General features: G+C 72.2%; 20 protein-coding genes. 13 read left to right on the top strand and 7 right to left on the bottom strand.

Annotated elements, in window-relative coordinates; translation table 11 throughout:
• Positions 1-45 precede the first annotated feature (45 nt).
• The 3 genes from ACYVLP_RS04540 to ACYVLP_RS04530 all read left to right on the top strand — a co-directional run bounded on the left by ACYVLP_RS04540 (position 46) and on the right by ACYVLP_RS04530 (position 1,875).
• Entirely contained in the window at positions 46-1,131 is a 1,086-nt protein-coding gene (locus ACYVLP_RS04540; protein WP_460626147.1) for an epoxide hydrolase family protein, read from the top strand.
• Between the two features lie 127 nt (positions 1,132-1,258).
• Complete coding sequence (locus ACYVLP_RS04535; RefSeq protein ID WP_460626146.1) at positions 1,259-1,486, top strand: FitA-like ribbon-helix-helix domain-containing protein; 228 nt, start codon at positions 1,259-1,261, stop codon at positions 1,484-1,486.
• Positions 1,483-1,875: a type II toxin-antitoxin system VapC family toxin gene (locus tag ACYVLP_RS04530; protein ID WP_460626145.1), complete on the top strand. Its 393-nt coding sequence runs from the start codon at positions 1,483-1,485 to the stop codon at positions 1,873-1,875. Before ACYVLP_RS04535 ends, ACYVLP_RS04530 begins: the two co-directional genes overlap by 4 nt.
• Before the next feature lie 42 nt (positions 1,876-1,917).
• Here the strand turns inward: ACYVLP_RS04530 and ACYVLP_RS04525 are convergent, their stop codons facing one another.
• The 4 genes from ACYVLP_RS04525 to ACYVLP_RS04510 all read right to left on the bottom strand — a co-directional run bounded on the left by ACYVLP_RS04525 (position 1,918) and on the right by ACYVLP_RS04510 (position 5,785).
• Positions 1,918-2,628: a hypothetical protein gene (locus ACYVLP_RS04525; RefSeq protein WP_460626144.1), complete on the bottom strand. Its 711-nt coding sequence runs from the start codon at positions 2,626-2,628 to the stop codon at positions 1,918-1,920.
• 55 nt (positions 2,629-2,683) lie between these two features.
• A complete protein-coding gene (gene cobF, locus ACYVLP_RS04520; RefSeq protein ID WP_460626143.1) occupies positions 2,684-3,451 on the bottom strand; it encodes a precorrin-6A synthase (deacetylating) in 768 nt (255 codons plus the stop codon).
• 14 nt (positions 3,452-3,465) lie between these two features.
• Complete coding sequence (locus ACYVLP_RS04515; RefSeq protein ID WP_460626142.1) at positions 3,466-4,956, bottom strand: cobyric acid synthase; 1,491 nt, start codon at positions 4,954-4,956, stop codon at positions 3,466-3,468.
• A gap of 112 nt (positions 4,957-5,068) precedes the next feature.
• Positions 5,069-5,785 (bottom strand): PadR family transcriptional regulator, encoded by a 717-nt coding sequence (locus tag ACYVLP_RS04510; protein WP_460626141.1) that lies wholly within the window; start codon positions 5,783-5,785, stop codon positions 5,069-5,071.
• A gap of 382 nt (positions 5,786-6,167) precedes the next feature.
• Between ACYVLP_RS04510 and ACYVLP_RS04505 the strand changes: the two genes are divergently transcribed.
• From ACYVLP_RS04505 to ACYVLP_RS04490, 4 genes are all read left to right on the top strand, one after another.
• A complete protein-coding gene (locus ACYVLP_RS04505) occupies positions 6,168-6,602 on the top strand; it encodes an ATP-binding protein (RefSeq protein WP_460626140.1) in 435 nt (144 codons plus the stop codon).
• Between the two features lie 19 nt (positions 6,603-6,621).
• Positions 6,622-8,256, top strand: coding sequence for an LLM class flavin-dependent oxidoreductase (locus ACYVLP_RS04500; protein ID WP_460626139.1), 1,635 nt, complete (start codon positions 6,622-6,624; stop codon positions 8,254-8,256).
• 80 nt (positions 8,257-8,336) lie between these two features.
• A complete protein-coding gene (locus ACYVLP_RS04495; RefSeq protein WP_460626138.1) occupies positions 8,337-9,224 on the top strand; it encodes a DUF5926 family protein in 888 nt (295 codons plus the stop codon).
• A gap of 14 nt (positions 9,225-9,238) precedes the next feature.
• Positions 9,239-9,973 carry a glycosyltransferase gene (locus ACYVLP_RS04490; RefSeq protein WP_460626137.1) on the top strand — a complete coding sequence of 245 codons (735 nt, stop codon included), beginning with the start codon at positions 9,239-9,241 and terminating at the stop codon, positions 9,971-9,973.
• A gap of 134 nt (positions 9,974-10,107) precedes the next feature.
• Here the strand turns inward: ACYVLP_RS04490 and ACYVLP_RS04485 are convergent, their stop codons facing one another.
• Positions 10,108-12,300, bottom strand: coding sequence for a hypothetical protein (locus ACYVLP_RS04485; protein ID WP_460626136.1), 2,193 nt, complete (start codon positions 12,298-12,300; stop codon positions 10,108-10,110).
• Between the two features lie 98 nt (positions 12,301-12,398).
• Here ACYVLP_RS04485 and ACYVLP_RS04480 point away from each other — a divergent pair, with 98 nt between their 5' ends.
• The 6 genes from ACYVLP_RS04480 to ACYVLP_RS04455 all read left to right on the top strand — a co-directional run bounded on the left by ACYVLP_RS04480 (position 12,399) and on the right by ACYVLP_RS04455 (position 19,363).
• The gene (locus ACYVLP_RS04480) at positions 12,399-12,677 is read left to right on the top strand and encodes a hypothetical protein (RefSeq protein ID WP_460626135.1); all 279 of its coding nucleotides are present in this window, start codon (positions 12,399-12,401) and stop codon (positions 12,675-12,677) included.
• A complete protein-coding gene (pheA, locus tag ACYVLP_RS04475; protein ID WP_460626134.1) occupies positions 12,674-13,624 on the top strand; it encodes a prephenate dehydratase in 951 nt (316 codons plus the stop codon). The genes ACYVLP_RS04480 and pheA overlap by 4 nt, the downstream gene beginning before the upstream one ends.
• 340 nt (positions 13,625-13,964) lie before the next feature.
• Positions 13,965-15,602: a S8/S53 family peptidase gene (locus tag ACYVLP_RS04470; protein WP_460626133.1), complete on the top strand. Its 1,638-nt coding sequence runs from the start codon at positions 13,965-13,967 to the stop codon at positions 15,600-15,602.
• Positions 15,599-16,180, top strand: a complete 582-nt coding sequence (locus tag ACYVLP_RS04465) for an RNA polymerase sigma factor (protein WP_460626132.1) — start codon at positions 15,599-15,601, stop codon at positions 16,178-16,180. The genes ACYVLP_RS04470 and ACYVLP_RS04465 overlap by 4 nt, the downstream gene beginning before the upstream one ends.
• Before the next feature lies 1 nt (position 16,181).
• A complete protein-coding gene (locus ACYVLP_RS04460) occupies positions 16,182-16,673 on the top strand; it encodes a hypothetical protein (protein ID WP_460626131.1) in 492 nt (163 codons plus the stop codon).
• A 158-nt stretch (positions 16,674-16,831) separates the two neighbouring features.
• Positions 16,832-19,363, top strand: coding sequence for a CHAT domain-containing protein (locus ACYVLP_RS04455; RefSeq protein ID WP_460626130.1), 2,532 nt, complete (start codon positions 16,832-16,834; stop codon positions 19,361-19,363).
• 16 nt (positions 19,364-19,379) lie between these two features.
• Here ACYVLP_RS04455 and ACYVLP_RS04450 read toward each other — a convergent pair whose 3' ends face one another.
• The gene (locus ACYVLP_RS04450) at positions 19,380-20,543 is read right to left on the bottom strand and encodes a flavin-containing monooxygenase (RefSeq protein WP_460626129.1); all 1,164 of its coding nucleotides are present in this window, start codon (positions 20,541-20,543) and stop codon (positions 19,380-19,382) included.
• A 33-nt stretch (positions 20,544-20,576) separates the two neighbouring features.
• On the bottom strand, positions 20,577-21,746 hold the full coding sequence (locus ACYVLP_RS04445) for an amidohydrolase family protein (protein ID WP_460626128.1): 1,170 nt from the start codon (positions 21,744-21,746) through the stop codon (positions 20,577-20,579).
• Between the last annotated feature and the right edge of the window lie 68 nt (positions 21,747-21,814).

Raw genomic sequence — 21,814 nt, 5'->3', positions numbered from 1 at the left:
TATTGTGGAACGGAACAGTTCATTCCGTTTGAGATGGAGAGCATCATGAGCACCGAGATCCGCCCCTTCCGCGTCGAGGTCCCGCAGGCCGACCTCGACGACGTCGCTGACCGGCTGGCGCGCGCTCGCTGGACCGACGAGATCCCCGGCGCCGAGGATGACTACGGCGTCCCGGTCTCGCGCGTCCGTGAGCTCGCCGAGCACTGGCGCACCGCGTTCGACTGGCGGGCGCTCGAGGCACGCCTCAACGCGTACCCGCAGTTCACCACGACGATCGACGGCCAGACGATCTACTTCATCCACGTCCGCTCCGAGCAGGACGACGCCACGCCGCTGATCCTCACGCATGGGTGGCCCGGCTCCGTCGTCGAGTATCTCGACGTCATCGAGCCCCTCACGGCAGCGGGTTTCCACGTGGTCATCCCGTCCATGCCGGGCTATGGCTTCTCCGGCCCCACGACCGAGACCGGCTGGGACAACATCCGGATCGCCAAGGCCTGGGTCGAGCTCATGCGCCGGCTCGGCTACGAGCGCTACGGCGCGGTCGGCAACGACGCCGGCTCGATGATCTCCCCCGAGGTCGGTCGGCTGGACCCGGAGCACTGCATCGGCGTCCACGTGACCCAGCTCTTCTCGTTCCCGACCGGCGACCCCGCCGAGCTGGTCGACCTCACGCCGGACGAGCAGGCCGCCATGGCCAAGCTCCAGTGGTTCTGGGAGAACATGGGCGCCTTCAACCTGCTCCACAGCCAGTCTCCGCAGACGATCGCGCACGCCCTGGCCGACTCGCCGGTCGCACTGCTCGCCTGGAACAGCCAGCTGATGCTCGACCAGGACGACGACTTCGTCGTGGCGAACGTCGCGACGTACTGGCTCACGGGCACCGCTGGGTCGGCGATCAGGCTCTACCGGGAGAACCAGCTGGCGCAGCACCGGCCCGAGGGCCCCACGACGCTGCCGGTCGGGCTCTCGTCCTACACCAACGACTTCCAGTCGATCCGACGGTTCGCCGAGCGGGACCACGCCGACATCCGCATGTGGAACGTCCGGGAGGGCGGCGGCCACTACGCAGCCCACGACGACACCAAGGTCCTGGTCGGCGACGTCATCGACTTCTACCGCAGCCTCTGACCCCTGCCGGCGGGAGCCAGGCCAGCGGGAGGAGTGCTGTGTGCAGGTATCGGGGTCAGGACCCCGATACCTGCACACGCCCCCTCGAAGACACGGGCGGATTGCTAGCAGAGTGCTAGCATGAGGCATGAAGACCCTCTACATCCGGGACGTCTCCGACGAGGTCGCCGAGACGCTCAAGGAGCGTGCGGCCGCGGACGGGATGTCGCTGTCGGCCTACGTCGGGGCTGAGTTGGCCAAGATCGCGGCACGGCCGACGAACGCTGAGATCGTCGCCCGGCTCAGGGCCCGCGACCGGTCGGCCGGCCCGACCTCTGAGCAGATCGTCGAGGCCGTGCAGGCCGGTCGCCGGTGATCGTGATCGATGCCTCCGCCATGGTCGAGGCGCTGATCGGGCACGAGGCCGACGACGACCTGCTCGACGCCCTCCAAGGCGATGTCCACGCGCCCCACCTGCTCGATGTCGAGGTGATCTCGGTCCTCCGCGGGCTCCGGCTCGGTGGAAAGCTTGCGCCGGCCTCCGCTGAGGTGGCACGCCAGGACCTCTTTGCCTTCACTATCACCCGATACGCCACCCAGCCGTTGGCTGACCGGATCTGGACACTGCGTCACCAGTTCACGAGCTATGACGCCTGCTACCTGGCGTTGTCCGAAGCGCTGGCTGTGCCGCTCTATACGTGTGATGCCAAGCTCGCACGCGCCGGCCACGGAGCCGATGTCCGCGTCCTTCTATCCAGGCCGTGACACCAGCCAGGCCAAGCGGAGGGCCGTGTGCAGGTCTCGGGGTCAGGACCCCGAGACCTGCACACGGCCCGGCGAGGCGAGCTGGGCGCGGTCGGCCGCGTCGGTGATCCGCACGACCACGGCATACCAAAGGACGTAGGCCGCAACCGCGACCCCGAGGCGCCACCAGGCCACATCGACATCGAGGACGGCTCGAAGGAGGGGCGCCCCCATCTCGCCCAGCCCCCGCGGGCTCCACAGCCGCGTGTCGGCCATCAGCACCCAGACTGCCGCCCAGGCCCACAGGGCGAACGGCTGGTCCCGCCAGGATGTCCGGGGCCTCAGAGCGCGGTCGAGCCGGTTGATGCGCACGACGGGCAGGATCCAGGTGACGATCGGCAGGACCCACATGACCCAGAAGCCCAGGTCGGGGACGACGCGAGTCAGAGCGCCGCGTCGCACGAGCGCGTACTGCAGCCGCACGAGCCAGATGCAGGCGAACACGCCCGCGACCACGAAGGTCGCCACGCACGCGTTCGCCCACCACTGCTCGATGTCGTTGGCGGGCAAGGCGAGGACGGACCCGCTGTCAGCCGCAGCTGCCCGCTCGGCGTCGAGGGCCGCGGCGTTGCCGGCGCGCACCCCCATCGGGACGAGTGACAGGCCACCGAAGAACAACGCCCAGCGTGCCGGGCCGCGTGGGTCGGGCACCGGGCGGTCGACGAGCCGGCCGGTGGCGGCGTTCGGCTCGGTCGGCGACGGCGCTCCCTGCACGCCGCGATGCTAGGGCATCCTGGGGTGCCCGGGGAGGCGGGCTGGGCGCAGTCGCTCAGCGAGTCCGGTCAGGGCGCCGGAGCAGGTAGGTGTCCATGACCCAGCCGTGGCGCTCACGCGACTCACGGCGCACCCGCCGGACCTCGTCGATGACGTCGGCGAGCCGGCCTGAGACGAGCACCTCGTCGGCCGACCCGAGGTAGGCGCCCCAGAAGAGCTCGAGGTCCGGGTGCGTGTCCACCAGCCCGGCGCACGCGAGCCCCCCGTCGAGCATGACGACGACGTCGCCGAGCGCCGGGTCGTACTCCTCCACCAGGCGCCGGCCCGTCGTGATGTGGATCGAGGCGCCGATCCGGTTGAGCGGGATCCGGTGGCGCGCCGCGAGCAGCTGGGGGGCGCTGACGCCGGCGATGACGTCGTGCTCGACGGCATACCGCTCGCGCAGCGCGTCGACGACGCGGATCGTCGAGTCGTAGAAGGCCGGGTCACCCCAGACGAGGAAGCCCACGGTCTCCTCACCGTCGGCCAGCCCGTCGATGACCTCCGCGTATGCCGTGACGCGCGCTGAGTGCCAGTCGCGCACTCCATGCCCGTATGCCGTCACGTCACGCTCCGCGTCCGGCCCCCTCCGCGGGTCGGGCACCTCGACGACGCGGTAGGGGCGGTCGGGCGGGATGAAGGCGTCGCAGATGGCCTGCCGTGCGGCGACGAGGTCGGACGCCCGGCCGCCCTTGTCGGCGACGAGGAAGACGTCCACGGTGCGCAGCGCCCGGATGGCCTCGCCGGTGAGGTGCTCGGGGTCGCCCATCCCGATCCCGATCACGCGAACTCGCTTGATCACGAAGCGCGCCCGGCACGGGTCAGGGACACCAGGGCGTCGATGTCGACGTGCTCCTCGAGGGCGTCCGCCAGGGTGTCGAGCATGTGCTCGCGTCGGGCCGCGAAGCCCTGCGCGGTGGGGTCGGCCCGCCACTGCGAACCGGCGGCGGCCGCCACCTCAGCCAGCCAGGCGCGGCGGAACCCGTCGCTCTCGAAGGCGCCGTGCCACATCGTGCCCCACACCTGACCGCACCGCCAGCCATCGAGGAAGGGCTCGGTGTGGTGGCCGTCCACACGCCGGGCGATGCCGTGGTGGATCTCGTAGGCACCGTCGACCTGCTCGCCGCGCCACGCCCCGCTCGGCCGGGCCAGGACCTTGGACTCGCCGAACTCGACGGTCGTCGGCAGCAGCCCGAGACCCGGCACCTCGCCGACGCGCCCCTCGATGTCGTCCGCGATCCGGTGGGCGAGCATCTGGTAGCCGCCGCAGATGCCGAGCACCGGACGGCCCGCCTCAGCGCGCCGGCTGATGACCGCGGCCAGGCCGCGCTCGCGCAGCCATTCGAGGTCGCTTGCGGTGGAACGGGATCCGGGCAGCACGACCACGTCGGCGGCCTCGACCACGGCTGGGTCGACGGTCACGAGCAGGTCGACGCCCGGCTCGACCGCCAGAGCGTCGACGTCGGTGGCGTTGGAGATCCGGGGCAGCCGCACGACGGCCACCTTGAGCCGGTCGCGGGCGGTCGCGGACAGCGCAGTAGAGGCCCGCCAGTGCCCGACCTCGAGGGTGTCCTCGCTGTCGAGCCAGACGTCGAGCAGCCACGGGACCACTCCGAGGAAGGGCACGCCCGTCCGCCGGGTGATCTCGTCGAGCCCCGGCTCCAGCACGCTGACGTCGCCTCGGAACTTGTTGATCACGAAGGCCTTGAGCAGCGACCGGTCGGCCTCGTCGAGCAGCGCCCAGGTGCCGTAGAGGGAGGCGAGGATGCCGCCTCGGTCGATGTCGCCGATGACGACGACCGGCAGCCCGAACGCACGGGCCAGGCCGAGGTTGACGTAGTCCCCGGCCCGCAGGTTGATCTCGGCCGGAGACCCGGCGCCCTCGCACACCACGAGGTCATAGCAGGCCTCGAGCTCGCGGTAGGCCTCGAAGGCGGCCTCGGCCAGATGAGCCCGCCCGACGGCATACTCTCCGGCCTCGAGGGTGCCCGCGGGGTGCCCGCGGACGACGACGAAGGCGCGCCGGTCGGTGCCCGGCTTGAGCAGGACGGGGTTCATCGCCGTCGTCGGCACGACGCGGGCGGCCTGGGCCTGGAGGTACTGCGCCCGGCCGATCTCGCCGCCGTCGGCGCAGACCATCGAGTTGTTCGACATGTTCTGCGCCTTGAACGGCGCGACCTTCAGCCCGCGGCGCACGAGTGCCCGGCAGAGGCCGGCGACGACGACCGACTTGCCGGCGTCGGACGACGTCCCCGCCACGAGCAGGCCGGAGGGTGCGGTCGTGGACACCGGGCCATCCTGCCGGATCGCTCGCCGACGGGACCCACCGCCCACGGCCATGGAGATGCGGTAGGAGCTGCCGGGCCCGGGGGTGATCACCCCCGGGCCCCGCAGGTTCGGCTCACTCCGGGTCGCCCTCGGCGAGCAGCCGGTAGAGCTTGCGCCGGGTCTCGGTGAGGATCTCCGTGGCCTCGGCCCGCTGCTGCGACGTGCCCGTCGTGACGATCTGCCACATGGCGCTCATCACCTGGCCGACGATCGGCATCGGGTTGGACTCGGAGCTGTCGTCCGGGCGGGTCGCGTTGGCCCACGGGCCGTCGCCTCCCTCGTCTGCCTCGTCGAAGGCCCGCCACGTGGCAGCCATCTCCTCGGCGTTCTCCTCGACGTAGCGGCGCCCGGCATCGGTGAGGCGCAGCATGCGCCGGCCCTCGACGTCGCGGCCCTCGACGAGGCCTTCGTCCTCGAGCTGCTGGACGGTCGGGTAGACCGAGCCGGGGCTCGGCTTCCACGCGCCCTTGGTGCGCTCGGAGATCTGCTGGATCAGCTGGTAGCCGTTCATCTCGTCGCCCGCGAGGACGTCGAGGATGGCGGCGCGGACGTCACCGCGCCGGGCGCGGGGCCCGCGGCGGTTGAACTCGGGCCCGAAGGCCGGGCCGCCGAAGTGGCGCACGATGTCCTGCACCCACGGCGGGGGACCGGGCCGGCCGCGGCCGCCGCCCTGCCAGCCTCCGCCCCAGCCGCCACCCCACTTGGGGTCCCAGCCGCCTCCGCCCCAGCCGCCTCCGCCCCACTTGGGGTCCCAGCCCGACTCGTGTCTGGTGTGTCTGTGTCCGTACATGAGGGTTCTCCTCCTTCTTCGCGCGACTCACGAACAGTCGCGATACAGTCACGATATATCGTGAGTGTTCGGCTTGCAAGAACCTGGGAGGATCTGGGTACGTCCCTGACCGCGCGTGTCCCGGCCGCCTATCTGGCGCTATCGGAAAATCTTGTGAAATCTCTAGATGGCAGCAGATTCATGAATGTGCAGGTCAGGGCCGCGAGGATTTATCACATCGTTCATTGAGCTATGCCCCAGGTTTGGCTACCGTGCTCGCGGGGGCGTGGCATTTCGCCCGAAGGAGGCTGTACGCGTGGCGACCAACCAGGGGAGAGGCTTAGTGCCCACGACGGGCACCGATGCCGGACGGGCCGCGGCAGCGATCGGCAGGAGACCCTCGATGAGCAGCATGCCGGCGGCACCGATGAGCGAGAAGCGGACGGTGCGCATCCAGTGGGCGCCGTCCGCGGCGCCGCGGATCCGTCGCGAGCTCGTCGAGGACCTGCTCGCGCGCCAGGTGCCCGCTCAGGTCATCGATGAGGCCGAGATCGTCGTGAGCGAGCTCGTCGCCAACGCCATCCGCCATGCCAAGCCGCTGACCGACGGCGCCATCCGGGTGCACTGGAAGGTCAAGAACAACGTCGTCGAGGTCGAGGTCTCCGACGGCGGCGGGTCGACCGTTCCGCGCCCGTCGCCGCCGACCACGTGGGGCCCCGGGGGACGCGGCCTGCGGATCGTGCGCTCGCTGGCCCACGAGTGGGGCGTCATCGAGGACCCGAACGGCCGCACCGTCTGGGCCTCCCTGGGCGGCCCGTCGCGCCGCCGGTCGCACTGACCGGCCGGCGCAGGACCCGATGCCCGGCGAGCCACCGCCCGGCCCACCGCCCGAGCCAGTGTCCGAGCCACTGCCTGAGCCACTGCCCGAGCCACTGCCCGAGCCACTGCCCGAGCCAGTGCCCGACCCCGCGCTCGTCGTGCTTGTCGGAGCGGCCGGCTCCGGCAAGTCGACCTGGGCAGCCGAGCGGTACCGCGCCACGGAGATCGTCTCGTCCGACGCGCTGCGCAGCGTGGTGGGCAGCGGCGAGAACGACCTCGACGCGTCCGTCGACGCGTTCTCGCTGCTCGAGCAGGTCGTCGCTGCCCGCCTGGGTCGTGGGCTGACCACGGTCGTCGACACGCTCGGGACCGACGCGGGCCGCCGTGCCGGATGGCTGGCCGCCGCTCGTTCCGCGGGCCTGCCCGCGGTCGTCGTCGTGCTCGACACCCCTGCCGCCGTATGCCGCTCTCGCAACGCCGCCCGCGACCGCCCGGTCCCAGCGCGGGTGCTGACGGCGCAGCTCGCCTCGGTGGCTGCGACCCGCGCCCAGCTCGACTCCGAAGGCTGGGACCTGGTCCACACGGTCCGCCCCGCAGCCCCCGAGCCCGGCGCCCCCGAGCCCAGCGCCCCCGACCCCAACACACCCGGAAACAGCGAACCCTCGACGGTTGCAACTGCGGGTGGTTCGCGGTTTGCGGGTGTGTTGCCGGGTCGGCTGCCTGGGGGTGGGGGTGGGGGGCTGCGCGGGGGCGTGGTGCTCCAGGTGTCACGGTTCCCGGTCGAGGGCGACCTCATGGCCTGGCTGCGCTCCGTCGCCGTCGCAGCAGAGGAGGCCGGGTTCGCAGGCCTCGCCCTGATGGACCACCTGATCCAGATCCCCCAGGTCGGCCGGGCCTGGGACCCGATTCCGGAGCCCTGGGTCACCCTCGGTGCGCTGGCCGCCGTGACCAGCCGTCTCCAGCTCGGGACCCTCGTCTCGCCCGTGACCTTCCGCGCCCCGGGGATCACGGCCAAGGCGGCCGCGACCCTGTCGGCGCTCTCCGGCGGACGGGTCTTCGTCGGGCTGGGGGCCGGATGGTGGGAGCGTGAGCACGCGGCATACGGGATGGAGTTCCCCACCCCCGCGCTGCGCCTCGACGCGCTCGAGCGCGGGATCGAGACCGTGAAGGCGCTGTGGGCGCCGGGCACCAAGCCGTATGCCGGACGGCGCGTCTCGCTGCCCGAGACGACCCTCTACCCGCGGCCGGTGGGCGACATCCCGGTCATCGTGGGCGGCGGAGGCGAGCGGACGCTCCGGATCGCGGCCCGCCTCGCCGACGGCTGCAACCTCCCGTCGGACGAGGCGGGCCTGGCGAAGGTCGAGCGCTACCTCGCCCTGGCCCACGAGGCCGGACGCGAAGTCGGCGACCTGCACGTCACGGTCCTCGACCTGCCGCTCGTGGGGCACGACCGCGACGACGTCTGGGCGCGGGTCGAGAGGCATCGGGGACGGGTGTCCGCGGCCACGTTCGCGCAGCGGCACCACGCCGGCACCGCGTCCGAGCACGCCGCGAGGCTGCGTGGCCTGGCCGGGCTCGGCATCACGACGGTGTTCGTCTCGCCTGTCGACCTCGCCGGACCCGCCGACGTCCACGCCCTGGCGCCCCTCGCCGCCGCTGTTGCGACTGGCTGAGCGGGGTCACGGCAGGCCCGCAGCTCGCCCCGCGGCATACGTGGTCCCTGAGTGTCTCCCGGGCGTCTAAGGTTGCGCGCATGGGTAAGGCTTCACGTCGACCGCGCGGCCAGCGCGCAGACCGCACCACACGTCCCGTCCCGGCTCCGTTCGTGGCGCGCCCCTTCGAAGGGCTGCCCAACGAGACCGACTGGGTCGCGATGCGTGAGATCGTCCCGGCCGCGACGGCCACCGTCCGGTTCGCGTCCGGCAAGGCACCGGACGGCGGGCCCGAAGAGGTGACGATCGCCACGGTGCTGCCGCTCGCGTGGCCGGGGCTGCACCGCGACAGCGGCGAGGTGCTCGTCGGCATCCAGTCCGGCAACGCCAGCGGCGACACCAGCAGGGACATCGCGCAGGCGATCGGCCTCGCGGTCGCCGCCGAGCCCGGCTCGCCCGTTGCGACGCTCCCGGTGTCCACCGAGGACACCCCGCGCCTGCAGGACCTGCTCGACACCGACACCCCGCTGGACATGCAGGTCCACGACGGCTTCGACTTCTGGGTCGCTGAGGCCGAGCTCGACGCCGACGGCGAGGAGTCCCTGCGACGCGCCAACGAGTCCGCCATCCCGACCGTCAAGCTCGACTCAGCACCGTCTGCCTTCTGGTGCCGCATCGGTGACCGCACCTACGTCCGCTGGGTGCTGCCCTTCGACGAGGACATCGCGACCAACGCGCTCGCACGGCTGCACGCGGCCGGCGAAAGCCACCTCGGCGAGGACGGCCGCCTCCTCGGCTGCTTCCGGTCCAGCGGCCTGCTCATCCCCGTGTGGGAGGTCAGCCCCGACGCGGACGCAGCGGACTTCGAGGACGCTCTCACCCAGATGAAGCAGCGCATCGACGACGCGGCAGCCTCCACCGAGCCCCTCAACGCCGCCGAGCGCGGCGCCCGGGCCGGGCTCACCAACCGCCAGGTCACCCTGCGCTGACGGCCGGCCCCTCGATGACGACGACCTCCGCGCTGCCAGTCGCCGTCATCATCCCGGCGAAGGACGAGTCGGCGCGCATCGCCGAGACGATCCGCGGCGTCCGGACGATCCCGGGCGTCGTGACGGTCGTGGTCGTCGACGACGGCTCGACGGACGGCACGGGCAACATCGCGGCTCGCGAAGGCGCAGAAGTCGTGCGTCACCCGCGCAACCACGGCAAGGCCGACGCCATGATGAGCGGCCTCGGCCGGGTCAACGGTCTGCGCCGAGTCGGCCGGCTCGACGGCAGCACGTCGGTCCTGTTCGTCGACGCCGACCTCGAGGCCTCCGCGCAGGCCGTCGGCGCGCTCGTGGCGCCCGTGGCGCGCGGCGAGGCCGACCTCGCGGTGGCCACGCTGCCCGTGCAGGCCGAGTCCGGCGGCGGTCATGGTCTCGTCGTCGGCCTCGCGCGCCGGGGCATCGAGGAGCTCACCGGCTGGAGCCCGGCACAGCCGTTGTCCGGCATGCGGTGCCTGTCGCCGGCCGCGATCGCCGCGGCCACACCCTTCGCGCGAGGCTGGGGAGTCGAGGTCGGCATGACGATCGACGTCCTCGACGCCGGCCTCACCATCATCGAGGTGCCGTGCGACCTGCACCACCGGGTCACCGGCACCGACTGGCGCGCGCAGGTGCATCGCGCCGGGCAGTACCGCGATGTCGCCCTCGCGATCGGCGTGCGCAAGCTGCGCCGCCGCCTCGGCCCCGGCTGAGCGAGCCCAGGTGTCACGTTCGGCGCGCGTCGCGCGTGGACTGACGAGCGATGCGAGCGCCAGCGAGCGAGCCGAGGAGGGAAGGCGCGACGTCTGGGCGCGCCGAACACGGGCGAGCGGAGCGAGCCCAGATGTCACAGGTGGTGGCGGTCGCGGCGGCGGCGGACCGGTGCTCTTCGGGCCTCGATCGACAGGAAGTGCATCACCGCGGACACGACGAGCGGCACCGTGAACAGCGCCGCCACCGGCGGGATCGCGGCTCCCGAGTCGTTGGTGAGGAACCCGATGACCGCCATGATGATGACCGAGTAGAGGCCGCGGTGCAGCAGCGGGGCCTCCTCGAGCAGGCGCTTCAGCGCGTCGGTGTGCATGACGCCCGGACGCACCACGATGATCACGGCGATGACCGTCAGCACCGAGACCACCGCGAGAAGCACCGGCAGATGCATGGCGAGGTCGACGTTCGCGAGGAGCTTGCGTGACATGACGTCCCACGCACCGCCGTCGATGACCGTCTGCAGGAACCGGCCCGGGTGCGACCGCTCCGCCTCCGGGCGGCGCCAGTCGAGGTAGGACACCAGCCCGACGACGAGCCCGGCCGCGAGGAGCACGAGGACCACGCTGCGCAGCGTCGTCCGCCAGCCCAGGACGCCGAGCAGCAGGAAGCCGAGCGCGGGCACCAGAGCGATGGGGCCGCCGAAGTCGGCGCCCCAGGCCGGCAGCACGTCGACCGCCAGGGCGACACCCCCGACCACGATGACCGCGACGACGGCCAGGCGCGGGGCGTCCCGGCGGACGAGGGCGTGCGCGAGGGAGGCGCACAGCAGCAGGACGGCGGCGGCATACAGGGCGAAGGCGACGTTGCCCATGCCGTAGAAGCGCCCGCCGACGAGCGGCTGCAGGCCGAAGATCGAGGAGATCTGCAGGTGTGAGCCCGTGAGCAGGTCGATACCGATGACGCTCGCCGTGATCGCCGACATCGTCGCGAGCGGCCCCAGAGCGGACGAGCTCCACGGCCCGTGCAGGCACACGGCGGCGAGCAGGCAGCTGATGGCGAAGACGAGCGCCAGCAACATCGCCACGTTGACGCTCGTCATGGTCGACCACCGCCACCACGGCACGAGGTTGGCCAGGAACGTCGCGGCCGGCATACCGGCGGCCACCAGACCCACGAGGCGCACCATCCGGAGCACGCGTTGCCGCGTGAGCCGGGCGTTCCAGGGTCGCGAGCGGCGCAGGACGATCCACAGCACGAAGAACGCGAGTGCCGTGCCGGAGAGCCAGATGATGAGGAACGGCGCGACGACGCGATGCATCGCGTCGGCCTTGTTGTCGATGTCCGTGAGCACGGTCAGCTTGCTCGCGGCGGTCGCCTCGCTGTTGTTCGGCGACGGCACGACGGAAAGGGCGCGGCCACCGATGGCCGTGACCGGCGTGACCCCGCCGCGTTGCAGGGTCGTGGCGGTGATGTCGGACAGCTGCGCGACACCGGTGGTGCGGGTGGAGGCCGAGGCCAGCAGGCCGGGGCCGTAGTGGGGGCCGCTCGCGGTGAGCAGGCGCAGCCGCTCCTGCTGGTCCCGGTCGGCCAGGCCCGTGACGATGAGGTCGGCGCCGTTGGGCATCGCATCCATGACGAGCTGGATGCGGCGCTCGATGCCGTTGATCTTCTCCAGCTGCCGGGTCGGGTTGGGGTCGGTCTGGTCGATCCCACCGACGTCGACGATTGTCACCGGGCACTGAGCCAGGTCGTCGACGAGCGTGGTCGCCTGGAATGGCGCGTACTTGGCCACCTTGCCGTCGGAGGTGGCCGCGGCCAGCCCGGCGCCGGGCCCGATCGCCTGGATGCACGTCTTGTCGGCGGCGAAGCTGTCGCCGAGGTTGCCGAGGCGCGCGCGGTACTCGGCGTCGCGGGAGGCGCGCAGGATGTCGCCGTAGCCGGTCACCTGCCAGCCGGACTTCGCGTCACCGGTCACCGCGGGCAACGGGGTGCAGGCGGGGCGCGCGGAGGCCGACTCCGGTCCGGCCGCCTCGCCGGCCGACACCGTCGACCATCCGTCGGTCGGGCACGTCGTCAGGTGCAGGCTCTTGACCGACACCGACGCGGCCGACCCGTCCCGCAGCAGGCCCCAGAGGACCGGGGTGTCCTTGCTCGACACGTCGTCCCACGAGAGTCCCCCCAGGCCGATGACCACGAGCGAGTCACCCGGCTTGGGCTCAGTCGTCGGCGGCACCGGAACCTCGGTTCGCTTGACGTAGGCGAGGGACAGTGCGGCCACCAATATCACGAGGAGGACGACGAGCGTCTTGACGGGGTGGCGGCGAATCACGGGGGACAGAGTACGCATTAGAACTGTCTGCATCGGCCGAGGTCACAGGCTGGAATCCAGGAACCCTTCGGCTCCCCCCGAGGCTACCCTTGCCGATCGTGGACGACACGACGCGCAGGATCGTGGCCATCTCGGCCGCGGCCGTCGCGCTGCTCGCCCTGCTCCTGGCCGTCGGGGCGCAGATCCGCCTCGCCAGGGTGCGCCGCGACTTCGCCGCCTTCTCCGGTGACGGCACGACCGACATCGCCCGGGTGGCGGCCACCCAGAACCACCGGATCGACCGCCTGACCACCGAGGCGCAACAGGCGCTCACGTCAGCGGCAAGGGACCAGTCAGGCCACCCAGGCAACCAGCACCGTTCGAAGGACGCGTCGTGACACCGCCGCCCCGCACCCCAGACGAGCTCCATCGCTTCGGCTACCTCGGACCACGAGGCACCTTCACCCAGATGGCGCTCGACGCCTGGGACGCGGCCGAGGGCCGGGAGCACATCCCGTTCGGCTCCGTGGACGCTGCGCTGGCCGCGCTGCGCCTCGGCGAGATCGACGCCGCCATGGTGCCGATCGAGAACTCCGTCGAGGGCGGCGTCTCCGCCACGCTCGACTCGCTCGCCACCGGCGACCCTCTCGTGGTCATCGGCGAGGTCCTCGTGCCGATCACGTTCGTGCTGTGCGCGCGGCCCGGCACCGAGCTGGCGCAGGTCCGTACCGTCGGCACCCACTCGCACGCGTGGGCCCAGGTCCGCAGCTGGATGGGCAAGAACCTCCCTGACGCGGTCTACGTCCCCACGCTCTCGACCGCGGCGAGCGCGGCGGCGCTCGGCGCCCCCGGCGACGTGATGTTCGACGCCGGCGTGTGCGCGCCGGTCGCGGCATCGAGCGAGGGCCTGGCGATCCTGGCCGACGACATCGGCGACAACCGGTCTGCGGTCACGCGCTTCGTGCTCGTGTCGCGCCCGGGCACCCTGCCCGAGCCGACCGGCGCCGACAAGACCACGGTCGTGCTGTTCCAGAAGGAGGACCACGCGGGCGGCCTGCTCGAGCTGCTCGAGCAGTTCGCGGTCCGCGGGGTCAACATGACGCGACTCGAGTCGCGCCCCACGGGCGCGGCGATGGGGTCGTACTGCTTCTCGATCGACTTCGAGGGCCATGTGCAGGACGCCCGGGTCGGCGAGACGCTGATGGGGCTGCGCCGGGTGTGTGCGCAGGTGCGCTTCCTCGGGTCCTACCCGCGCGCCGACGGCGGCCGTCCGGACCCGCGGCCGGGCACCTCCGACCGCGACTTCGACTCGGCGAAGGACTGGCTCGACTCCCTCAGGGCCTGACCGCTCCCCTGGTCATGGGCATGGCGCGGGCGTGCGGAAGGGGCGTCGGCTGCTGCCTGCCGACGCCCCTGCGGGCCGTGGGCGGACCCCTTGACCGCCCTGGCCCCCGCCAGGTCACCGGGCCTGCTGCCCCTCCGCAGCGCCCCTGTCGGCCCGGTGACCACGTTCCCCCTGCCCGGACAGAGACGGGATCGTCACGCCTGATACATCCCGGGCGGAAAAGTTTCGAATGCCCGATGTATCAAAAAGCGCCCCCGGCGTACTGAGGCGATGTAAGGGTTAGTGGTCCAGTTCAACAGCGTCGTCCAGCAGGGTCTCTGCTGCTTCGAGGAGGTCGGTCATGCCGTCGCAGGGCACCAGTCGCAACGGGGGACGTCAGAAGAAGAAGAACCCGGTGTCGCAGCTGGCAGGACCTCGGCCCGTGCGTGCCCTGAACCCCACCACGGCCTGGCGTCCGACCGGGTCGCCGACACCACGGCCCACCCTGTACGTCGCCGACCGGCTGCTGCTCAAGGGCTTCCCGCTCGGTGTCCGGTCCACTCGGCTCAGCGACCTCGAGGCCGCTCTGAAGCGGATCGGCTACACGTCGGCCATGACGGAGTCCAGCGAGGCCCGCGCGCGGTCGGTCCTGCAGAGCCGGCCCCGCAGCGCCGATGGCCCCGACACCCCGGACATCCGCGAGGACCTCTGGGTCAGCAGCATCGAGGTGCGCTCGGCGCAGGTCGCGCCCTCGCCCGTGGACGCGTGGACCGTGCTCCAGCAGCTGCGCTCGGGCGGGGAGAGCATCGCCGCCGACGTCAGCCTCGAGCACGTGCTGCGGCCCTGTCCGTTCTGGGACGGGATCGGGTTCTGGGACGGCATCGGGTTCTGGGACGGCATCGGGTTCTGGGACGGCATCGGGTTCTGGGACGGCATCGGCTCGGGAGGGCCGGGTGAGTACGCCCGCCCCGGACGCGGCGGCCGTATGCCGGTCAGCGTCGTCATCGAGGACCCGGCGCTGCGCGCCCGGTCCCTTGACCGGCGCCCCGTGGTGGCGATCCTCGACACTCCCGTGGCGGCCCACCCGTGGTTCCCCTACGCCGGCCCCAGCGCGACCGGGACCGCGCCGGCCGCCCCGCGGCTGCGGCGATACCGTGTCGAGGGCACCGACCTCGTCGAGGACGAGACCGGCCGCCCGACGGCCGTCACCGCGCCCAGCGCCCAGACGGGATCCCGCGCCAAGCTCGAGGGCCACGGCACCTTCATCGCCGGGCTCGTCCGCCAGGGCTGCCCGGAGGCCGACATCCTGTCGATCCCGGTGATGGACAACGACGGCCTCGCCGAAGAGGGCGACGTCCTCAACGCGCTGCTGGCGCTGTTCAGGCGTCACGCCCACGCGCAGGACAACGACATCCCCGAGGACGTCGTCGACGTCCTGTCCCTGTCACTGGGCTACTACGCCGAGGACGACTCCTACACGACCGGCCCGGTTGCTGCGGTCCTGTCGCGCTTCGCCGAGCGCGGCGTGCTCGTGGTCGCCGGCGTCGGCAACGACGCGACGACGAACCCCTTCGTTCCCGCTGCGCTGGCGGCCAGGCTGAGCAGGACGGCTCGACCCGGCGCGGCGCCCCCGCTGTCCAGCGTCGGGGCCGACAATCCCGGCCGCCACACCGTGGCCCTCTTCTCCAACGACCTGCGGGTCGTCAGCGCGTCCCGGCCCGGTGTCGCGCTGGTCAGCACCTTCCCACCCATCGACGGTGCCGGCAGCGCCTCGGTCGCGCTGCCCCGCCGCGCCGGACAGGTGCGTGCCACGATGGACCCCGACGACTACCGCAGCGGCTTCGCGGTCTGGAGCGGCACGAGCTTTGCCACGCCGGTCCTGGCAGCCGAGCTCGCATCCGCACTCATCGCCGAGGGCGGCCTGGCCGACATCGGGGACGAGGCGATGACCGGCCGTGCCGTGAACGCCCTTCGCAGCACCCTCAAGGAGACGCGATGAGTCCGACACCGACCGCGTCAGACGGACTCGGCACGCTCGCTGGGAAGGCGTTCACGGCATACCTCGCCGGGGAGCGCGAGCGACTCTCCGAGCTCGTCGACATCGTCTCGCCGGTGCTGTGGAACGCCGCGCGCGCCCAGGGGGCCACGCCGTCGAGCTGCGAGGACGCCGTGCAGACCGCGTTCCTGCAGCTGGTGGACCGCGCAGAGACGATCCACGAGCCGGCGGCCGTGCTCGGGTGGCTGGTCGTGGTCGTCAAGCGCGAAGTCTGGCGGCTCTCGCGTGGGTCGCGCCGCGAGATCGGGGTCGAGGAGGTGCCCGAGGCGCCCGCACAGAGCCTGGACCCCGAGGCGGAGTCGATCCTCAGCGAGCGCCAGCGAGCCCTCTGGAGCCACATCTCCTCACTGTCCCCGCGTTGCCAGGAACTGCTCCGTGTGATCGCTTTCGCCGACCGGCCCGACTACTCCGCCATTGCCACGGCGCTGGGTATGCCGGTGGGCAGCATCGGCCCGACCCGTGGCCGCTGCCTCCAGAAGCTGAGGGTCGCCCTCGGCTCGGACCCGGGATGGGCGGCCTGACATGACCTCGCACACCGATGCCATCGACGAGCGCGACGTCGCCAACCTCCGCGCGATCCGGGACCTGTTCGACCACGCGGACCCGGTGCCGGCGGACCTCGGAGAGCGGATGAAGTTCGCCCTGACCGTGCAGGCGCTGCACGCCGAGGTCGCCGAGCTGATGGACTCCGCGCTGCTGACGACCCGCGGGTCGGACCTGCAGGCCGAGCCCACACCCGTGGAGTCCGTCACGTTCACGGCCGCGAACGTCAGCCTCATGGTGAGTGTCGGTGCCGCGGAGAACCCTGAGCGTGCCCGCGTCGACGGCTGGGTCACCGTGCCCGGTGCGACGGTCGATGCGGTCACGGCTGAAGCGACCACATCCGCGATTTCGGATGCGAATGGCCGGTTTGTTCTGGATGATCTACTTCATGGGCCGGTGCACTTCGTGATCTTCACCGACCCGGGCAACAAGGAGATTCGACCGGTCATCACCCCCACGATCCAGATCTGAGGGGTCGGCCGGCGACGAGACGTCGGAGCCGAGCCATAGACCCGTTTGAACAAGCCCGCGCCCTTCGGGAGCACGGGGTCGTCCACAACAGCGCGGGCCGGCCTGCGGAGGCCGCGCGGTCGCTTCAGGCGGCCCTCGACCTGCTTGACAGCATCGAGGTGCCCGACACCGTCGAGATGCTCGGCAGCCGTGGCGGCCGCCAGAGCGCGCCTGGCTCCGGCACTCAGCCCGGCGGTCCCGGTGCCGCCCGTGCGACTGCCGTCGAGGTCGGCACGCTGCGGGTCAACACCCTGATCACCCTGGCGCTGTCCGACTTCCTGCTCTCCGGGCTAGACGCCGCACGAGCCCGGCTCGACCACGCGTCCTTGCTGGCCGAACGCCTCGGCCGGGACGAGCTGAAAGCTCGGATCGCCTTCCAGCGCGCCCAGATCCACGGTCGCGCCGGAGAGCTGGCAGTGGCGTGGCAGCACATGCGCCAAGCCGTGTCGCGGCCCGAGGCGTTCACGGCACGAGAGCAGTGCTCGGTGCACATCAGCCGCGGCATGCTCGCCCTGTCGCTCGGTGAGACGAGGGACGCGGAAGAGGCCTTCGCGCAGGCCGCCGAGGTCGCCCATGAGCACGGCTACCCCCAGCAGGAGGTCATGGCGCGGCACAACGAGGGGTATGCGGCATACCTGCGGGGCGACCTGCCTCAGGCGCTGACGCTCATGCGGGCCGCCGAGCGGCTGTCCGCCGACCTGTCGGCTCAGGGGCTGGAACCGACCTTCCGGCTCGACAAGGGCCGCGCACTCCTCGAGGCCGGCCTCGTCGCGGAGGCCATCGACCAGCTCGAGCGCAGCTGCGCCGAGCTCGACCCGGAGCAGCACCTGGAACGGTTCGCCCAGCACGAGCTCGAGCTGGCCCGCGCCTACCGGCTGTCCGGGCGTGTCGACCAGGCGCTCGCGGCCGCCAACGAGGCCAGCGCCGCCTTCGAGCGGCTCGGCGCGGCAGCATGGGCCGGGCGCGCGACCCTGGCCGGGCTGCGCGCAGCGCTCGACCAGCGCAACGTCCCCGACGACGTGCCGGACCGGGCGGTCAGGACCGCAGACGGGCTGACCCGAACCGCATCGGACCTCGGGGACGCCGAGCTCGCCGACAACGCGCGTCTCGTGGCGGCGCAGGGTCTGCTCCTTCGGGGCGACGTCGAGCTGGCCCATCGACGGATGCTCGACCGCACGCTCGTGGGCACCCTCTCGGACGAGCTCGACTCAGACGCGATCCTGGCTGCCGTACTCGTGGCGCAGGGCAACGGGACGAGGGCCAAGCAGGTGGTCGTCCAGGCTGCTCGGCGGCTTGCCGCGGGGCAGCAGTCGAGTGCGAGCCTCGACCTGCGGACGGCCCGCGCGGTCCACGGCTCCCGCCTCGCGGACCTCGACCTGTCGCTGGCGTTCCCTCGCGGGAGCGGCGCGGTCCTCGAGGCTCTGGAGCGCTGGCGAAGCGCGACCGACCGGCTGCCGTCGCTCGGACGACCGGAGGACGAGCAGCTCGCGGTGCTCACCGAACGCCTTCGCTCGGTGCAGGCGCGGCTGAGGAGCGCTACCGACCTCGAGCGTCTCGCCGCGCTCCAGGCGGAGGCATCCCGCCTCGAGCGCGACATCCGGGACCGCGACTGGGCACTCACGCGCAGCGGTCCCGCGGCTGGTGCCATTCCGATCCGGGTGCGGGAGGCGAAGGAGCAGCTCGTCGCGGCGGATCGCGACCTCGTGTGGTTCTTCCGCTACGAGGGTCGTCTCTGCGCCGTGGCCGTCATCGGCGGGCGCGCGTCGCTGCGCGACCTGATGCCGATCCAGCGGGCCAGCGAGCTCGCGCAGCGCATCCGCATCGACCTTCGCGCCGCCTCGACCCGACATCTCGGACCGCTGAGCTCGATGGTGTGGGGCTCCTTGAGAGCCAGCGCTGCCGAGCTCGACGACGCCATCCTGCGCGGCTGGCGCTCCTCGCGCGGGCTCGTCCTGGTCACGTGCCCGGAGGTCTCCGGTCTGCCGTGGGCACTGCTGCCCTCGATGGCCGGCCGGCCCTTCACGGTGGCCCTGTCGCTGACCTCGTTCGCGCGGCGGACAGCGCCCCGCGACCGCACCGCAGGTGTTCCTGGCAACGGCGCGCAGTCGCCGCAGGTGCACATCACGGTGGGTCCGGCGGTCCCTCGGGCAGGCAGCGAGGCGTCCGAGATCGCGACGACGTGGGGCGACCGCTCCGAGGTCCTCCGGCCGTCGCGACGAGATGCCCTGCTGGCGGCGCTCGGCCGGCCGGGAGTGGTTCACGTCGCGGCCCACGGCCATCACGAGACCGAGTCCCCGCTCTTCTCGTCGCTCGCGCTGCACGACGGTCCCGTGTTCGCGCACGAGCTCCAGCGTCCCGGCGTCCGGGCCGACCACGTGGTGCTGTCCGCGTGTGACGTCGGACTCGCCACGTCGCGTCCCGGACACGAGTCGCTCGGCCTCGCCCTGTCGCTGCTCTCGCTCGGTGCGCGGTCGACGGTCGCGGCTGTCGCTCCGGTGCCCGACGACGTCGCTGCGGCCGCGATGACGCGGCACCACGCGCTGCTCGCGTCGGGCCGGGCCAGTGACGAGGCGCTCGCGACGGCGATCTCCGACACCGACCCGGTCGCGTCCGCCTTCCTCAACCTCGGCGGCCGCGTGGTGGCGCCCTGAAAGCGGACCGTGCGGGCTACCGGCGGGCGGCGCGCTTGGCCAATGCCATGGACAGGGCGATCTTCTTCGCGTCGATGGCGATCTCGCGAAGCATGCCGGAGATGGGGTTGGTGAAGCCGGTGTACCAGAGACCCTCCGCCCCTCGCGCTGTCCGGCCACCGGTGACGACGGGCCGCCCCAACGGGTCGAGGACCCCCAGGTGCCCGACGAGCGGCTCGAGACCCTGGCTGTAGCCCGTCGCCAGGACCACGGCGTCGGGCGAGATCCGGGTGCCGTCCGCCAGGAGCACCTCGTCGCCGTCGAACGCCTCGAGGGCCGCCACCGGCTCGACCGTGCCGGACCGGATCGCCTCGACGATCCCGACGTCCTGCACCGGGATGGCGTTGTCGTTGACGACACGCGAGAGCAGCCCGGTGTCCGGGCGGGGCATCCCGTATGCCGTCAGGTCGGGCATCGTGGCCCGCTCCATGAGCGCTGCGGCGCGGTCGACGAGCGGCACCGGCAGGCGGCGGACCGCGATCCCGGTGTACTGGGCGGCATACGGCCCGGCTGAGCGACGCAGGATGTGCGGCACCGTCCGGACGGCGAGGCGGACCCGCGACGCACCGTGCTCGACGAGGTCGACGGCCAGCTCGGTGCCGGTGTTGCCGGTGCCGACGACGAGGACGTCCTTGCCCGCGAGCGACGATCCGTTGCGGTAGTGCCGCGCAAGGACCACGTCGCCTGAATAGCTTTGCAGGCCAGGCACTTCCGGCTCGCGCGGAGTATGGTTGAACCCGGTGGCGACGACGGTGTACGGCGCCTCCACCGTGCTGCCGTCGGCGAGCGTGAGGGTCCATCCTCGGCCGCCCGGGCCGGAGTCGACCCGGCGCACCTCGGACCCGAGCCGGACGTCGAGGTCGTGGTGGGCGGCATACAGCTCGAGGTAGCGGACGACGTCGTCGCGGGCGACCCAGCGGCCCATCTCCTTCGGGATGGGCAGGCCCGGCAGCCCGGAGAGCTCGCGGGGCGTGTGCAGGTGCAGGCGGTCGTAGTGGCCGGTCCACGAGCTACCGATCGTGGTGCCCTTGTCGAGCACTACACCGCGGAGGCCGCGGCGCTTCATCGCTGCTGCGGTGGCGAGGCCGGCGGGGCCGCCGCCGATGAGATAGGCGTCGACAGGTGCGTTGGGGCTGGTCACACGACGGAATCTAGTGCCGGACCCACGGCAGGTTCACCCAGACCCGGCGACGACGCCTCCCCGAAGCACGCGCACCGGCCGCAGGAGCGCCTCCGGGTCCTGGTCGAGCCGCCCCGCGACGACGAGCACGTCGGCCGGCTGTCCGCCCCGGAGCCGGCCGGCCCGGTCGCCGAGGCCGAGCGTGTCCGCCGCGCGTGACGTCGTCATGACGAGGGCCTGCTCGATCGGGATGCCGATGAGCTGTCCGGACTGGATGATCGCGTGGACGAGGATGTCGTGGGGCTTGGCCGGGCCGATCCCGGCGTCGGTCGACAGGATGCCGGTGACGCCCGCGTCGAGCAGCCTCCTGATGTGCTCCATCAGGGCCGGCATCCGCACCGCGATGGCCGGCGGCAGGATGCCGCCCGGGGTGCTGCCGCCCGTGAGCGACACCGGGATGCCCGAGCTCGCGAGGCGGTCGACGAGCGCCGGGTCCTGGCCGATGCCCTCTGCGGTCATGAAGCTGCAGTGCTCGATGGTGTCGACGCCTGCCCCCACCGCGTCCGCCACACCGCTGGTGCCGTGCGCGTGCGCGGCGACGGGCACGCCTGCGTCGTGGGCCGCGGCGACGACGACTCGCAGCTCGGCGAGCCCGAACTGCGACTCGTGCGGCATGGAGCCGGCGGTGACGTTGCCTCCCGTCGCCATGACCTTGACGACGTCGACCCCGGAGCCGGCGAGCTCGGCCACCTTGAGGCTCAAGGCGTCGGCATCCGCGCACTCGCCGCCGAGGAACCAGCAGTGACCGCCGGGGGTCGTCAGCGCCGGACCGGCCGCAAGCAGGGCCGGACCCGCAGACACCTGGCGCGCGAGCTCGTCACGGAGAGCGAGCGTGACCGCGCCGCGACCCCCGAGGTCGCGAACGGTCGTGACTCCCGCTGCGAGTGCCCGTCGCGCGTTCGCGCGGGCCCGGTCGAGCAGGGCGTCGTCGTCGTTGTCGCGGTGCCACCCGGCCGGGTCGGGTGAGCAGTCCCAGCTGAGGTGCTGGTGGGCGTCGACGAGCCCGGGCAGGACCGTCACCTCACCGAGGTCCTCGACGGCCACGTCGGACGCATGCTCTCTTGGTGGCACGACGTCGACGACCACCCCGTCCCCGAGCACGACGTCGGCCGCTCCGATGAAACGCTCCCCGTCGAACACCTGCGCCGCACGGATCACGTGCATGGCACCTCCTGTCTGAAATGTGGAGGCCTGAAGTCGCTGGGGCGGCGACAACCCTCCACAACCATGGC

It is taken from the genome of Intrasporangium mesophilum (assembly GCF_054783095.1).
This window is presented reverse-complemented; position numbering and strand designations above follow the sequence as displayed.